The sequence below is a fragment of the Pseudomonas sp. GL_135 genome (assembly GCF_057834665.1).
In genome coordinates this window covers 112,501-128,053 of record NZ_CM174408.1, presented here as the reverse complement: position 1 = coordinate 128,053, position 15,553 = coordinate 112,501, and the positions used below count along the sequence as shown (strand labels likewise).

The window sequence follows — 15,553 nt, the reverse complement described above, 5'->3', positions numbered from 1 at the left end:
ACCATGAAAAAGATCCTCATCCCCAGCTTGCTCGCCGGTCTGATGGCCTCCGCGTCGGTGTTCGCCGCGTTGCCCGCCAGCCTCAAGGAGAAGGGCGAAATCACCGCCGCCATCGTCCCGAATTACCCGCCGATGGATTTCAAAGACACCAGCACCAATGCGCTGACTGGTCTGGATGTGGATCTCGGCAACGCCCTGGCAGAGCGCCTTGGCGTCAAGATCAAATGGCAGGAAACCGCGTTCGAGCAGATGGTCAGCGGCCTGGCGACCAAACGCTTCGATATCATTCTGTCGGGCATGACTGACACGGTCGAACGGCAGAAGTCTGTGACGTTCATTGACTACTTCGCCAGCGGCCCACAGTTGTACACACTGACTAAAAATGCTGACCTGAATGAGCCGGTTGATTTGTGCGGCAAGAAAGTCGGCACCAGCCGCCGTACCACCTGGCCGGCGGAAATCGCGGCCTGGAGCAAAGAAAACTGCGAAGCGAACGGCAAGCCGGCAATCATCGTCAGCGGCTCGGAAGGGTCGGCGGATGCACGCGCGCAACTGCGTCAGGGCCGACTCGACGCCGCGATGCAAGGCAGCGAAACCATTCCATACCTGATGTCCCAGGAGAAGGACACCTACAAGCCGCTTGGTCTGGCGATCTCGAAGCAGTTCACCGGCCTGGGCGTCAGCAAGTCCAACCCTGAACTGGCGGCGGCCATCGCCGAGGCGATGCAGGCGATGGTGGATGACGGTACCTACGGCAAGATCCTCAAGAAGTGGGAGCTGGAACAGGGCGCGGTGACCAAGGTCGGGATGAATCAGGGGCACTAGTAGACGGTCGGTCAGCAACGATCGCTCATGTGGGAGTGCCATACCGGTGCTCCCGCAAAGGATTACGCCAAGGCTCTAACAAGGACGGAAGAAACGACAGTGGCCACCTACTCCCTCGTCATCCGCCGGTTGATGATCTGCTCGCTGACCATCGTCATGAGCCGAGCCATGACCAGCCCGTTGCTGTCGCTGTTCCTCAGCACAAGATTGGGACTCAACCAGCAAGACGTCGGACTGCTGATGGGCATCGCGGTGTTCATCGCCACGCTGCTGGGACTGTACGGTGGCTACGTCATTGACCGGCTGGAGAAGCGCAAATTGCTGATTCTGGCGATGCTGTCCAGCGCCGTCGGCTTCGCGCTACTGACTTTCGCCCGCAACGTCTATCTGACGACCCTTACGTTGGTCATCACTGAAACGGCTTCGGCGCTGTTTCTAATCGGCTCCAAAGCAATCATCAGCGAAAACCTGCCCATCGGGCAGCGCGCAAAGGTGTTCTCCCTGCGCTACACCCTCACCAACATTGGCTACGCGACCGGCCCGATGCTCGGCGTGGTCATCGCCGGGCACCTGCCACTGGCACCGTTTTTTATCGCCAGCGCCATCGCGTTCTGCAGCCTTTTTTTGATGCTCGGCATTCCGCGCACAGTGGCTGAAACCGAATACCTACCGCGCAGCTTTATCGACACCCTGGTCACGCTGAAAAACGATCGCACGCTGATCCTGTTCACGGGCGGCAGCTTGCTCAGCACCATCGTGCATGGCCGGTATACGTTGTACTTGTCGCAGTTTCTGCTGGTCACGCACACGGCGGAGCAGGCACTGAAAATCTTGTCAGCCGTATTGGCGTGCAACGCGCTGACGGTCATTGTGATGCAGTACCAGATCGGCCGTTTCCTCAAGCGCGAGCAGCTGCCCTACTGGATTTGCCTCGGCACTGCATTGTTCGCGATCGGCCTTGTCGGCTTCAGCTTTGCCGAAACCACCCTGGCCTGGTGCGCTGCGATGTTCGTCTTTACGCTGGGCGAGATGATCATCTACCCCGCCGAATACCTGTTCGTCGACACCATTGCGCCCGATCACCTTCGCGGCAGTTACTTGGGTGCGCAGAATCTGGCGGCCTTCGGCGGAGCGTTAAGCCCGGTTATCTGTGGCTACTTATTGATCAATAGCCCCGCGCCAACCATGTTTTACGTCCTCGCGTCCCTGACTGTGGTGGGCGGTACGTTGTGCTTTCTGGCCGGGCGACACGCGAAGCTCACTCACACTGACATCTCCCTCTGACCCTGCGCTCGGCCGCATGCAGTTCCGTCAATTTGTCACTTTTCAAACGCTGCCCAAACAGGTGAGTATGTCCGGCCTAGAGCTGTCGGTCTGATCGGTCTTTACGAGACCCCTTGCAAGCCTGTCCCAGACTGTCCTGATTTCCACTTCCCCAACGAAAAGGATATCGAGCAATGAAATACCGCACCCTTGGCCAATCCGGCCTCCAGGTTTCAACGCTGACACTGGGCTCAATGATGTTTGGCGTGCAGACCGGCACCGAAGAATCCCTGCGCATCATCGACAAGGCCTGGGATGAAGGCGTCAATTTCATCGACACGGCCAACGTCTACAACGCCGGCCGGTCTGAGGAAATCGTTGGCGAGGCCATCGCCAGACGGCGTAGCGAGTGGATCCTCGCCACCAAGGTCGGCAGCAGCTCGGGCAACACTGCACCGAACACCAGCGGTTTGAATCGCAAGCACATCTTCAATGAAATCGAGGCCAGCCTGCGGCGTCTCGATACCGACTACATCGACATTCATTACCTGCACAAGGAAGATCACAACACGCCACTCGAAGTGACCGTGTCCGCCATCGGCGATCTGATTCGCGAAGGCAAGATCCGGTACTGGGGCGTGTCGAACTTCCGCGGCTGGCGTATCGCCGAGGTGGTTAACGTCGCTCAGCGCCTGGGCGTCGACAAACCAGTGATCAGCCAGCCGCTGTACAACATCGTCAACCGCCAGGCCGAACTGGAGCAGATCACAGCGGCGAAGTTCTATGGCTTGGGCGTCGTGCCCTACAGCCCGCTGGCGCGTGGCGTGTTGAGTGGCAAGTACGCCCCCGACGTAACGCCGGACAGCAGCACCCGCGCCGGCCGTCAGGACAAACGCATTCTGGAAACCGAATGGCGCAGCGAGTCGTTGCACATCGCTCAGAAACTGCAGGCGTATACCCAGGCCAAGGGCGTGGGTCTGGTGGAATTCGCTATCGCCTGGGTGCTGAACAATCAGGCCGTGACGTCTGCCATTGTCGGGCCGCGCACCGAGGACCAATGGGACAGCTACACCAAGGCGCTCAGCGTGAACATCACTGCCGAGGACGAGGCGTTCATCGACTCCCTTGTGACACCCGGACATGCATCCACGCCAGGTTTCAACGATGTGCAGCATTTCGTGACAGGCCGTTATACCTGATACCGATCGACTGGGAAGCCAGCCTCAAGTGCTGCAAACGAAGTCCGTAAGCGAGGCTGGACATCGCGGTCCCAATCCCGATTGATGGCAGTACCTGCACGCGCAATCCCTTGTAGAATGCCGCGCCGAGACTGCCTGCCAGACTTGTATCAAAGTTTGACAAGGCCACAATGGGTCTCTAGTGTTCCATTGGATCCAATAACTGTTCAGCTGAAGAAGATCAAGCATGCGCAGGACTGAGAAAGAGCAATTTCTGCGGGAAACCCTGGGTGATGAGCAGCCGCCTGCGCATCTGGCCCGTACCGTCATCGAAGAAAAGCTGCGCAGCGCCATCCTTGAAGGACGTCTTCCGGCAGGAATCGCCTTGCGCCAGCAAGAGCTGGCGACCCTTTTCGGTGTCAGTCGCATGCCCGTCCGCGAGGCGCTGCGGCAGCTGGAAGCTCAATCGTTGCTGCGTGTCGAAACCCACAAAGGTGCGGTCGTTGCCCCGTTGATCAACGAGGATGCAACGGATGCCTATGCGTTGCGCATCCTGCTGGAGTCCGAGGCCCTGCGACAATCAATCCCGCTTCTGACCGCCGAAGACATCAGCATGGCGCGTGGGTACATCGAACAGCTCGAGGTCGAAACCGACTACAGCATCATGGGCACGCTCAACCGTCAGTTCCACATGGTGCTGTATTCAAAGGCCCACAATACCCGCCTGCTCAAATTGGTCGAGGACGGCTTGAACGAGGAAGAGCGTTTCCTGCGATTCAATCTCAAGCAAATGAACCTGGGCAAGGTGTCCCAGCACGACCACCTTGAGCTGCTTGAGATGGCCGCTGCCGGTGATGTCAATGCTACGGTCGAGGCGCTGACTCACCACTTGAACCGTGGTGTTGAAGCTATTAATGCTTATTTGAGCGCCCGCAAGGCCGAAGAGGCAAAACCTGCAACGGCCTCACGAAAGCGTGCCGTCACCCAGTGACATTCACTGCTGTTTTTTAATCTCGACCTTGCGCGCCACTGCCTGATTGGCCAAAAAGCACAAGGGATCAACGAACGCCGTTCATGACGGCGTATGCGCCGAAGGACCCGGCTCCACGGTTATGACGCCTTTTCAAGGCTCGGGGAAGCTGAGTGCACGCCGAAAAGAACAAATGGCTGATGGTGGTCAATTCCGGACAACCCGTCAGAACACGCCTGATTTGCTTCCCTCATGTCGGAGGCGATCCGGAGCACTTTCGTGACTGGTCCGAAGGCCTTGCCGATCACATCGAGCTGGTAACGCTGCGCCTGCCCGGCCACGGCAGCCGGCTCAAGGAAACGCCCTACGATCAGTGGGCACCCTTGCTGCAAGACACCTTCCTCGCGTTGCAGCCCTACCTGAGCGAACCCCATGCGTTTTACGGCCACAGCTTCGGCGGCCGGGTCGCTTATGAAATGGCCAGACTGGCGCAGAATCACTACCCGAGTCTGACACGTCATTTGTTCGTTTCCGGCTGCCGTAGCCCTGACAGCCGACAACCCTGGCCGTATTTGCACACGCTGCCGCAAGACGATTTCATTCAGGCGCTAATCAGGTTGGGCGTGGTCCCGAACACTTTCGCGCAGGATAAAAAACGCCTGAAGCTGCTGGAGGCTGTCGTGCGCAGCGATGTAAAGCTGTCGGAGATCTGGTCACACTGCGCGGACGAGGGCCTCGATATTCCGTTGACCGGTCTGTACGGCAGCGATGATCCGGTCGCTACGGCCGCAAGCATGATGAAATGGCGTGAGTTCACTCGGCGGGAATTTGAGCTGATCGAAGTGCGCGGCACTCATGACTTTCTCAGCTCGCAACGCGACCGTCTGCTGCACATCATCAATACGCACCTCGGTTTGCTGGGCGGCTGAGCCGCCCTCTCCCACTGCATCGACTCTTTAAGCCCCCCTTCTAACCTCTCCTACGACTAAAAGCCGGCCGTGCCACGCTTGGGCCGAGCGCCGCTAATGCACCTATCGTGAAACTTGGCCGTCGTTACGCGGTGTACCGCCGTGTTCAGGCAAACTCGAACAACGAATCGGTCTGCAGCCGGTTCAGGACAGGCAGTTCTCATGGAGCGGTAAAAGGAGCATTGCCCTGGGCGGAGACATTGAAGTTAAACCCTAAATGTCGCCCAAACCAAAAAATCTCAAAAAGTGTATTAGCCCAATAAAGCGCAACGCTGAACGAGGTATTCGTTCATTAATTTCAATTCTGGCTCTAATAAGCCGGAAGGGTTGCGCTCGCCCCAATAAAACTTTATTTAAAAGTTTTATTGCCTTCACTCATGTCGGATTTTTATGCACTAGTAATTATATTAAAAAGTGTTTGCGAAACCATTTGAAACTGTTCTAACGTTTTCTGGCCGCCAACGCTTGTGGGCCATTCGCCCACAAACGCTGGTCAGCGAGGGCATAGATCACGTGAGCATGCCTTATTAAACCCTGCACGATTGTTGACCATTAACGAAGTAACGTTCGCAGCCCCTTATTGCCAGATAGTTACGGGAGTCCATTTCAGTCGCTCTTATACGGGCACTTAAGACGACCGCTAATTGCGGCAATTAGAAGAGTTTGTGACGCACCCAACCTCATCAAGGACGTAAAAATGGATTTGTTAAAACAGCAACTTATCGCAAAGAAATCAGTGCTCAGCGCGCACCCTGTTTTTTCCGAAATTGATTCACTGCACGCTCTGCAGCGGTTCATGGAGGTGCATGTGTTCGCGGTCTGGGACTTCATGTCACTGACCAAACGGCTGCAGCAGGAACTGACATGCACGCGACTCCCCTGGCTGCCGCCGCGAGACCCGAAGGCCGCACGACTCATCAACGAAATCGTGTTGGGCGAAGAGTCGGATGATCGGCCGGGACGCCACGATCATTACAGTCACTTCGAGCTCTATCTGGACGCCATGCGCGAGATCGGCGCCAGCACGGCGCGCATCGAGCAGTTCGTCGGACTGTTGCGCGAAGGCGTTCACTACAAAACGGCGCTCAACAGCGTCGGCGCAGGCCGAGCGGCCACTCACTTCGTCCGCGATACCCTCGACATTGCCTTGAACGCGCCGGCGCATTGCGTCGCCGCCGCGTTCCTGCACGGCCGCGAGAGCGTTATCCCACAGATGTTCCAGCGGATTCTCGACGACTGGGGCATCACCGCCGATAAGGCACCGACCTTTCGCTACTACCTGGAACGCCACATTGAAGTGGACTCCGAAGACCACGGTCCGGCGGCCGAAGACCTGCTGGCCAGGCTGGTCGCGGGCAATGAACGGCATCAGCGCGAGGTGTATGTCGCCGCCATCGCCGCAGTCGAGAGCCGCATTGCGCTATGGGATGCCCTGCGCCTGACCATGCGCGAACCAGTGCGGGAAGTCAGCGCTTGAGCCTGGCACACGTTCGCAACCGACCAGCCCTCCACACAAGGACGCCATCATGAAAGCCGAAGACTACCTGTCATTCGTCGATGCCTGGGAAGGCCGCGCGACGATTCGGACACGCCCGCGCCGCATCGTCGAAAACGACGAAAAACTGATCTACCCGCTCAGCCGTCAGCCAATGGTGCTGAGCGAGACGTTCACTCGCGAATGCGCCCATCTGCGCGATCTGGCGCTGGTGCAGAGCCTGTACAAGTTCATCAACGACGTGGTGATTTTCGAGACCGAAATCGTCGACAAGACCGCCCGAAGCATCGCCAAAGACAACTTCGCGATCCGCTTTCCTTTCGCCTGCCGGTACGACGCCATGACCGTGGTCGTCGATGAGGATTACCACGCGCTGGTGGCAATGGACTTCATGCAACAAACCATCGCATTGACCGGCATCCAGCCGATCCCCTTGCCGGAGGAAATCGAACTCAGCCGGGCCATCCCCGCTGCTCTGGCATTGGCGCCTCACCACCTGCGCAGCGCAGTCGAGCTCATCTGCGTGGCGATCGCCGAGAACACCGTGACCAACGACGTGGCCGCGTTCGCCAAAGACGACACGGTGAAGCAGTCAGTCAAAGGCCTTATGGCGGACCATCTGCTCGATGAAGGGCGGCATTCCGGCTTCTGGGCACGTCTGGTCAGGATTTACTGGCATGCAGCTCCAGAAAAGGACAAGCAGCTTATTGCGCAGGTCCTCCCGGTATTCATTGCTCAGTATTTGACCAATGACATCCAGAAGTCTTTTGATTTCGTTCTGATCAACAGCCTGCCGGTCGCAGAACCGATCAAACAAGCGCTGAGGGACGAGACGCAGGCGATGTGCTTCCCGATCAATCGCCACCATCCGCTGGTGGGCAACATCATGCGTTTCTTCACCGCCAGCTCGATGCTTGAATCCCCCTGCGTGCAGCACGCCCTTGCCGACTATCTCCCTGTCGGAGCCTTGCAATGAAGCGCTTGGAGATTGTGCTCATCGGTCACAGCCAAGCGATGAGTGAACTGAGTGCAGAGCTTGACGCCCACGGCCATCTGATTCACCACCTGCGCGATCAGGCCACGCTGGAGCTGAGCGAGGTGAAGGACGCGTCAGTCTTCATTGAAGACGGAACACTCGACGTGCCACATGCCGGATTGGACGCATTTGAGGCAGCCGTGCATCTTGGGCTCCGGGTAAGCCTGACACCGGTGGGTGAGCGGGCACTGCCTGAGCTGGAATTAGTATGCTGGCTCGGGACGGCTACAGCGCAGCGCCTGATTGCACGCTATGCCGTGGTCGCCACGTCTTCCGGCAACGGATGCGTGTTGCGGGACGCGGCGGTCGCGACGCTGGTCGACAACGTAGCGATGCTGGTCAGCCGGTTCTCGCGTGATACCGAATATTTCGCCCGCGCCGAGCACGTTGACCCGCCCCACAGTGAACGCCAGGAAAGCCTGCTGCGGCTGGACCGACTGGCCTTCGAGCATTGCTTCAACTTCACCGACGACCCCGAACTGCTGAGCATCGCAGAGCAGCCATTGGTAGTACGACTTGATCGGAGCTTCAGCGAATTCGCCAAGCGCACTGCGCTGAATATCGACGGCGAGCGCATCAGCTATGACCAACTGCGCGCACACAGCGTCGCGATCCAGAAGCAGATACAGGCCATGCTGCCGCACGCACCAGATGAACCGTTGGTGATCGGCATTTGTATGCCGAAATCTGCGGCGCTGTTCGCCGGGATCCTTGGCATTTTGGGCAACGGAGCGGTGTACCTGCCGTTGGACCCTAGCCAGCCTCTACAGCGTCAACAGTACATCCTCGAAAACGCCAATGCCGTGTTGCTGCTGCACGATGGGAGTCATCCGTTGGCGGGTGTTGTAGTGCCCGGTCTGGACATTAGTCATATCGAGGTTGTGCCTACGCCGCAGTCGCTGATGCGACAGTGCCCTGAGATCAACGCGCCGTGCATGGCGCTGTACACCTCGGGCACGACCGGGCACCCGAAAGGCGTGATGCTGAGTCAGCGTAACCTAAGCCATTTCACGGCCTGGTATGCACGCTATGTCGAGCTGTCCGAGCACAGCCGGGTGCTGCAGTTCTCGACGCTGAGTTTTGATTCGTCGGTCATCGACATATTCCCCACCCTCCTCAGCGGCGCGGAGCTGATCGTGGCGAACGATGATCAGCGTCGTGATCCGCTGCAACTGTTCGAGCTGCTGGATCAGAATCTCAGCCACGCGTTTCTGCCGCCTGCTTTGTTGAGCATCCTGCCCATCGACCGGCCACTGAAACTCAAGCACCTGAGCACGGGCGGTGATGTCTGCGAGCCCCTCGTGATCGAACGCCTCGCAGCGCAATGTCACTTCCATAACCTGTACGGCCCGACTGAGGCCACGGTGTTGATCACCGCCGGCCGGTTTCAACCCGGCGGCAGCAACCGCAACCTGGGTCGCCCCATCGCCAACAGCCAAGTGTTGATCCTCGACGAGGATATGCAGCCCGTCGCAGACCAGACGCCCGGCGAGCTCTACATCGTCGGTCCGGGCGTGTGCCTGGGGTACATCCACAACCCTGCGCTCACCGATGAGCGCTATGTGCATGTCGCGCTGGGTGACGGCCAAAGCGTGCGCGCCTATCGCACCGGGGACATCGGCAGATGGACGGACGATGGTATCGAATTGTCCGGGCGACGTGACAACCAGGTCAAGATCCGGGGATTCAGGGTCGAGCCTGAGGAGATCGAACATTGCCTGCGCGACAGTCAGCTGTACCGCCAAGTCGCAGTCGTGATTGACGACCAGCGACGCATCCTGGCTTTTCTCGCGCAGCCCCACGGCGTAGAACCCGACGCGGCTCGGCATTTGCTCAAGGACCATGTCGCCGCTTTGTTGCCCGACTATATGCGGCCGACCGCCTACACAGAGCTGGCGAGCATGCCGTTTGCCAGCAATGGCAAGGTCGATCGCAAGGCGCTGTTGCAGCTGCCAGTGAACATGCTGGAGCAAGCCCCACGTCGTTTTCCCGCTACTGAAAACGAGAGGCTCCTCCTCACGCTGTGGGCAGACCTTCTAGAGCTCCCCCCCGGCGAGATATCAACCGACGAGAGCTTCTTCAACCTGGGTGGCCACTCGATTTTGCTATCGCAGATGCTGCTGGGGATTCGCGATCAGTTCGGCCGCAGCATTCCGATCAACCGCTTCATCGAGGCACCCACGCTGACCAATCTGGCGTCACTGCTCGACAGTAACGGCACCACCTCCTGGACTGTCAGCCCGCAAACACTTTTGGATGCATCAGCGCCCTTCGAGCTGCCGGTACTGCCTGTAGAGCGCATGGGGGACGTTCATAAAGTCATCGTCACTGGCGCCAATGGTTTTCTCGGTGTTCACATCGTCGAAGCGCTGTTGGCGTGGGGTGCAACCGAGGTCGCCTGCCTTGTACGTGAAAACGCAGGGATGACGGCGCAGGATCGCTTTATTCAGGCACTGCGCGAAAACCGTCTTGAGCATCTGGATCTGGCGCGAGTGCGGATTTATGCCGCCGACGTCACCCAACCACAGCTCGGGTTGAGCAACGAGGTGTATGAGCGGCTTGATCGCGAGTTTGGCGCGCTGGTGCATAACGCCGCCAACGTCAACCACGTCCAGGATTACGAGACCCTGGCCAAGGATAACGTCGAGCCGATCTTCGAATGCCTGAAGCTGTGCGAAGGGCGCAGCAAGAAGGTGTTCAACTTCGTGTCGACGCTTTCAGCCTCGAGCGCCGTCGGGGCGGACGGTAGCGTCCTCGAAGCGCCTGCTGCCGAGACACCGCCCATTTACATCAAGAACGGCTACAACCTCTCCAAGTGGGTCGCCGAGCGCATCTTGGAGCGAGCCCGTGACCGAGGCGCGTGGGTGAACATCTACCGGCCCGGTAACATCGCATTCAACAGCACGACCGGTGTCTGCCAGCCGCACAAGAATCGCCTGATGCTAATGCTCAAGGGTTCGATGCAACTGGGCCAAGTCCCGGATTTCTCCATGAGCTTCGACTTGATGCCTGTCGATTTTCTCGCCCGATTCATAGGCTTTCACGCCAGCCGTTATCAACCAGCCCACGCAGTGTTCAACCTCCATAACCCGGAGCCGTTGAGCTGGGGCAATTACGTGAGCGCGTTCCGTGAAGCGGGCAGCGATTTCGAAATGGTCAGCGTCAGTGAGTGGCAAACCCAGTTGAAACGGGTGGATAGCAAGAACGCTTTATTCGGCGTGCTCGGCTTTTACCTCGACGGGTTGGAGGAAGACATCGGAGACATATCGATGATCGCGTATCAGAACGCCCATGCGGGTGTTCAACGAATGGGCGAGTGCTACCCCCCGAAAACCCCGGCGCTGTTGCGCAAGGGCTGCGAGTACCTGAAAGAGATTGCTTTCATCTGATACACCCCTAACGCAACATCCCCTTAAGTTATGGAGAACAACATGAACGCTATTCAGCCGCTCAACACCCTCGGCTCCCTTTCGCCCGATACGCTGATCACCAATCCCGCTGGAGAACCGGTGGTGTCTGCGATATCGATAAACGCCCTAGCGGGTGACGTCTGGAAGGTCGTAGGCGATTTCGGTGGGTTCACGCAATTCATTCCGGCGCTTGCGAGCATCGAAGTAATCGGTAACGGTCCTGGCTCAGTCCGTTACAAGAAATTCAAGGAGGGTGGTCTTGTGGTTGTCGAGCAACTCAATTCTCGCGACGACAACGCGATGTCCATGACATGGACAACTATTTACAACAATCTTGGCGTCAGCAAGCTCTGGGCCTCAATGACGGTTGTGCCCAAGGATAGTGCCAGCTGCATTGCAACCTGGACCATCATCGCTGAACCTACAGATGACAACCCGATGAGCGCTGAGGGCTTCAGAGAGTTTTTGCAGGGCTTTGCTGATGGTGCAATGAAGAACGTACCCGGAGCTGTGATGCGCTCATAGGGGAAGCCTTCGGCGGTTTAATGCTGGTGGCTTAAACGACAAAACCCCAGTCTGCGTATGCAGACTGGGGTTTCGGAATTCAATCTTGACGATGACCTACTCTCACATGGGGAAACCCCACACTACCATCGGCGATGCACCGTTTCACTGCTGAGTTCGGGATGGGATCAGGTGGTTCCAGCACTCTATGGTCGTCAAGAAATTCTGTGGCCGATCCGTTACTGACGTAACGTTCCAGCGAAAATGTATGACCTTCACTTAAAACAAAACCCCATCTGCTTTCGCAAATGGGGTTTCGGAATTTAATCTTGACGATGACCTACTCTCACATGGGGAAACCCCACACTACCATCGGCGATGCATCGTTTCACTGCTGAGTTCGGGATGGGATCAGGTGGTTCCAACGCTCTATGGTCGTCAAGAAATTCGGGTACTGACTCGTCCTCTCGAACGCTTCAGCAAATCGGGTATGTGATCAAGGTACAGCTTGTGTGTTCGCAAACTTTCGTCTTCATGCGTCTTCACACACCGCAACCTGCTGTCTTTCTGCAGATTGCTTGGGTGTTATATGGTCAAGCCTCACGGGCAATTAGTATTGGTTAGCTCAACGCCTCACAGCGCTTACACACCCAACCTATCAACGTCGTAGTCTTCGACGGCCCTTCAGGGAACTCAAGGTTCCAGTGAGATCTCATCTTGAGGCAAGTTTCCCGCTTAGATGCTTTCAGCGGTTATCTTTTCCGAACATAGCTACCCGGCAATGCCACTGGCGTGACAACCGGAACACCAGAGGTTCGTCCACTCCGGTCCTCTCGTACTAGGAGCAGCCCCTCTCAAATCTCAAACGTCCACGGCAGATAGGGACCGAACTGTCTCACGACGTTCTAAACCCAGCTCGCGTACCACTTTAAATGGCGAACAGCCATACCCTTGGGACCGGCTTCAGCCCCAGGATGTGATGAGCCGACATCGAGGTGCCAAACACCGCCGTCGATATGAACTCTTGGGCGGTATCAGCCTGTTATCCCCGGAGTACCTTTTATCCGTTGAGCGATGGCCCTTCCATACAGAACCACCGGATCACTAAGACCTACTTTCGTACCTGCTCGACGTGTCTGTCTCGCAGTCAAGCGCGCTTTTGCCTTTATACTCTACGACCGATTTCCGACCGGTCTGAGCGCACCTTCGTACTCCTCCGTTACTCTTTAGGAGGAGACCGCCCCAGTCAAACTACCCACCATACACTGTCCTCGATCCGGATAACGGACCTGAGTTAGAACCTCAAAGTTGCCAGGGTGGTATTTCAAGGTTGGCTCCACGCAGACTGGCGTCCACGCTTCAAAGCCTCCCACCTATCCTACACAAGCAAATTCAAAGTCCAGTGCAAAGCTATAGTAAAGGTTCACGGGGTCTTTCCGTCTAGCCGCGGATACACTGCATCTTCACAGCGATTTCAATTTCACTGAGTCTCGGGTGGAGACAGCGCCGCCATCGTTACGCCATTCGTGCAGGTCGGAACTTACCCGACAAGGAATTTCGCTACCTTAGGACCGTTATAGTTACGGCCGCCGTTTACCGGGGCTTCGATCAAGAGCTTCGCGTTAGCTAACCCCATCAATTAACCTTCCGGCACCGGGCAGGCGTCACACCCTATACGTCCACTTTCGTGTTTGCAGAGTGCTGTGTTTTTAATAAACAGTCGCAGCGGCCTGGTATCTTCGACCGGCATGAGCTTACGGAGCAAGTCCTTCACCCTCACCGGCGCACCTTCTCCCGAAGTTACGGTGCCATTTTGCCTAGTTCCTTCACCCGAGTTCTCTCAAGCGCCTTGGTATTCTCTACCCAACCACCTGTGTCGGTTTGGGGTACGGTTCCTGGTTACCTGAAGCTTAGAAGCTTTTCTTGGAAGCATGGCATCAACCACTTCGTGTTCTAAAGAACACTCGTCATCAGCTCTCGGCCTTGAAACCCCGGATTTACCTAAGATTTCAGCCTACCACCTTAAACCTGGACAACCAACGCCAGGCTGGCCTAGCCTTCTCCGTCCCTCCATCGCAATAACCAGAAGTACAGGAATATTAACCTGTTTTCCATCGACTACGCTTTTCAGCCTCGCCTTAGGGACCGACTAACCCTGCGTCGATTAACGTTGCGCAGGAAACCTTGGTCTTTCGGCGTGGGTGTTTTTCACACCCATTGTCGTTACTCATGTCAGCATTCGCACTTCTGATACCTCCAGCAAGCTTCTCAACTCACCTTCACAGGCTTACAGAACGCTCCTCTACCGCATCACTTGCGTGATACCCGTAGCTTCGGTGCATGGTTTGAGCCCCGTTACATCTTCCGCGCAGGCCGACTCGACTAGTGAGCTATTACGCTTTCTTTAAAGGGTGGCTGCTTCTAAGCCAACCTCCTAGCTGTCTAAGCCTTCCCACATCGTTTCCCACTTAACCATGACTTTGGGACCTTAGCTGACGGTCTGGGTTGTTTCCCTTTTCACGACGGACGTTAGCACCCGCCGTGTGTCTCCCATGCTCGGCACTTGTAGGTATTCGGAGTTTGCATCGGTTTGGTAAGTCGGGATGACCCCCTAGCCGAAACAGTGCTCTACCCCCTACAGTGATACATGAGGCGCTACCTAAATAGCTTTCGAGGAGAACCAGCTATCTCCGAGCTTGATTAGCCTTTCACTCCGATCCACAGGTCATCCGCTAACTTTTCAACGGTAGTCGGTTCGGTCCTCCAGTTAGTGTTACCCAACCTTCAACCTGCCCATGGATAGATCGCCCGGTTTCGGGTCTATTCCCAGCGACTAGACGCCCTATTAAGACTCGCTTTCGCTACGCCTCCCCTATTCGGTTAAGCTCGCCACTGAAAATAAGTCGCTGACCCATTATACAAAAGGTACGCAGTCACCCAACAAAGTGGGCTCCCACTGCTTGTACGCATACGGTTTCAGGATCTATTTCACTCCGCTCTCCGCGGTTCTTTTCGCCTTTCCCTCACGGTACTGGTTCACTATCGGTCAGTCAGTAGTATTTAGCCTTGGAGGATGGTCCCCCCATGTTCAGACAAGGTTTCTCGTGCCCCGTCCTACTCGATTTCATTGACAAGAGATTTTCGCGTACAGGGCTATCACCCACTATGGCCGCACTTTCCAGAGCGTTCCGCTAATCTCAAATCAACTTAAGGGCTGGTCCCCGTTCGCTCGCCACTACTAAGGGAATCTCGGTTGATTTCTTTTCCTCAGGGTACTTAGATGTTTCAGTTCCCCTGGTTCGCTCCATACACCTATGTATTCAGTGTAAGGTAACTGTCTTATGACAGCTGGGTTCCCCCATTCAGACATCTCCGGATCACAGTCTGTTTGCCGACTCCCCGAAGCTTTTCGCAGGCTACCACGTCTTTCATCGCCTCTGACTGCCAAGGCATCCACCGTATGCGCTTCTTCACTTGACCATATAACCCCAAGCAATCTGGTTATACTGTGAAGACGACATTCGCCGAAAGTTTGCATTTCACAAACTTTACCTTAGCCTGGACACGCACCAGTGAAAGAGGTGCCCAGTCTATATTTCAATCACATACCCAAATTTTTAAAGAACGATCCAGTCAAAAGACCAGAAATCAACACTCAGCATCCCAGTGGATGGAGCGCTCATTTCTAAGCTTTCACAATTCAGAAGCAGTTATGGTGGAGCCAAACGGGATCGAACCGTTGACCTCCTGCGTGCAAGGCAGGCGCTCTCCCAGCTGAGCTATGGCCCCATAACAAAATTGGTGGGTCTGGGCAGATTCGAACTGCCGACCTCACCCTTATCAGGGGTGCGCTCTAACCAACTGAGCTACAGACCCAATTTCGAGCTTGTAACTGTTAGCGTGA

At 56.5% G+C, this 15,553-nt stretch carries 9 protein-coding genes, 2 tRNA genes and 3 rRNA genes; 9 read left to right on the top strand and 5 right to left on the bottom strand.

Annotation, left to right across the window (positions count from 1 at the left end; translation table 11 throughout):
• The first annotated feature begins 3 nt into the window (after positions 1-3).
• From AC3ISG_RS00585 to AC3ISG_RS00545, 9 genes are all read left to right on the top strand, one after another.
• A complete protein-coding gene (locus AC3ISG_RS00585) occupies positions 4-825 on the top strand; it encodes an ABC transporter substrate-binding protein (protein WP_489298281.1) in 822 nt (273 codons plus the stop codon).
• Between the two features lie 99 nt (positions 826-924).
• Entirely contained in the window at positions 925-2,109 is a 1,185-nt protein-coding gene (locus AC3ISG_RS00580; RefSeq protein WP_489298280.1) for an MFS transporter, read from the top strand.
• A 173-nt stretch (positions 2,110-2,282) separates the two neighbouring features.
• A complete protein-coding gene (locus AC3ISG_RS00575; protein WP_205485829.1) occupies positions 2,283-3,287 on the top strand; it encodes an aldo/keto reductase in 1,005 nt (334 codons plus the stop codon).
• Positions 3,288-3,513: 226 nt separating this feature from the next.
• Positions 3,514-4,257 (top strand): GntR family transcriptional regulator, encoded by a 744-nt coding sequence (locus AC3ISG_RS00570; RefSeq protein WP_122536715.1) that lies wholly within the window; start codon positions 3,514-3,516, stop codon positions 4,255-4,257.
• 152 nt (positions 4,258-4,409) lie between these two features.
• A complete protein-coding gene (locus AC3ISG_RS00565; protein WP_489298279.1) occupies positions 4,410-5,165 on the top strand; it encodes a thioesterase II family protein in 756 nt (251 codons plus the stop codon).
• A gap of 736 nt (positions 5,166-5,901) precedes the next feature.
• Positions 5,902-6,681 (top strand): DUF3050 domain-containing protein, encoded by a 780-nt coding sequence (locus tag AC3ISG_RS00560; protein WP_122536713.1) that lies wholly within the window; start codon positions 5,902-5,904, stop codon positions 6,679-6,681.
• A gap of 49 nt (positions 6,682-6,730) precedes the next feature.
• Positions 6,731-7,675, top strand: a complete 945-nt coding sequence (locus AC3ISG_RS00555) for a diiron oxygenase (protein WP_489298278.1) — start codon at positions 6,731-6,733, stop codon at positions 7,673-7,675.
• Positions 7,672-11,124, top strand: coding sequence for a non-ribosomal peptide synthetase (locus tag AC3ISG_RS00550; RefSeq protein ID WP_489298277.1), 3,453 nt, complete (start codon positions 7,672-7,674; stop codon positions 11,122-11,124). The genes AC3ISG_RS00555 and AC3ISG_RS00550 overlap by 4 nt, the downstream gene beginning before the upstream one ends.
• A 42-nt stretch (positions 11,125-11,166) precedes the next feature.
• Positions 11,167-11,670: an SRPBCC family protein gene (locus tag AC3ISG_RS00545; RefSeq protein ID WP_489298276.1), complete on the top strand. Its 504-nt coding sequence runs from the start codon at positions 11,167-11,169 to the stop codon at positions 11,668-11,670.
• Positions 11,671-11,753: 83 nt separating this feature from the next.
• On the opposite strand, the gene rrf (AC3ISG_RS00540) is transcribed toward AC3ISG_RS00545, so the two are convergent.
• The 5 genes from rrf (AC3ISG_RS00540) to AC3ISG_RS00520 all read right to left on the bottom strand — a co-directional run bounded on the left by rrf (AC3ISG_RS00540) (position 11,754) and on the right by AC3ISG_RS00520 (position 15,525).
• Positions 11,754-11,869: ribosomal RNA gene (rrf, locus tag AC3ISG_RS00540) — 5S ribosomal RNA — on the bottom strand.
• A gap of 107 nt (positions 11,870-11,976) precedes the next feature.
• A 5S ribosomal RNA gene (gene rrf, locus AC3ISG_RS00535) occupies positions 11,977-12,092 on the bottom strand.
• Between the two features lie 146 nt (positions 12,093-12,238).
• Positions 12,239-15,129 (bottom strand): 23S ribosomal RNA (locus tag AC3ISG_RS00530).
• A gap of 233 nt (positions 15,130-15,362) precedes the next feature.
• A tRNA-Ala gene (locus tag AC3ISG_RS00525) sits at positions 15,363-15,438 on the bottom strand.
• Positions 15,439-15,448: 10 nt separating this feature from the next.
• A tRNA-Ile gene (locus AC3ISG_RS00520) sits at positions 15,449-15,525 on the bottom strand.
• Positions 15,526-15,553 lie beyond the last annotated feature (28 nt).

Excerpts from the sequence above, each read along its gene's own strand:
- AC3ISG_RS00560 (WP_122536713.1), top strand. The coding sequence starts at position 5,902 with ATGGATTTGTTAAAACAGCAACTTATCGCAAAGAAATCAGTGCTCAGC.
- AC3ISG_RS00585 (WP_489298281.1), top strand. The coding sequence starts at position 4 with ATGAAAAAGATCCTCATCCCCAGCTTGCTCGCCGGTCTGATGGCCTCC.
- AC3ISG_RS00545 (WP_489298276.1), top strand. The coding sequence starts at position 11,167 with ATGAACGCTATTCAGCCGCTCAACACCCTCGGCTCCCTTTCGCCCGAT.
- AC3ISG_RS00575 (WP_205485829.1), top strand. The coding sequence starts at position 2,283 with ATGAAATACCGCACCCTTGGCCAATCCGGCCTCCAGGTTTCAACGCTG.
- AC3ISG_RS00555 (WP_489298278.1), top strand. The coding sequence starts at position 6,731 with ATGAAAGCCGAAGACTACCTGTCATTCGTCGATGCCTGGGAAGGCCGC.
- AC3ISG_RS00550 (WP_489298277.1), top strand. The coding sequence starts at position 7,672 with ATGAAGCGCTTGGAGATTGTGCTCATCGGTCACAGCCAAGCGATGAGT.
- AC3ISG_RS00570 (WP_122536715.1), top strand. The coding sequence starts at position 3,514 with ATGCGCAGGACTGAGAAAGAGCAATTTCTGCGGGAAACCCTGGGTGAT.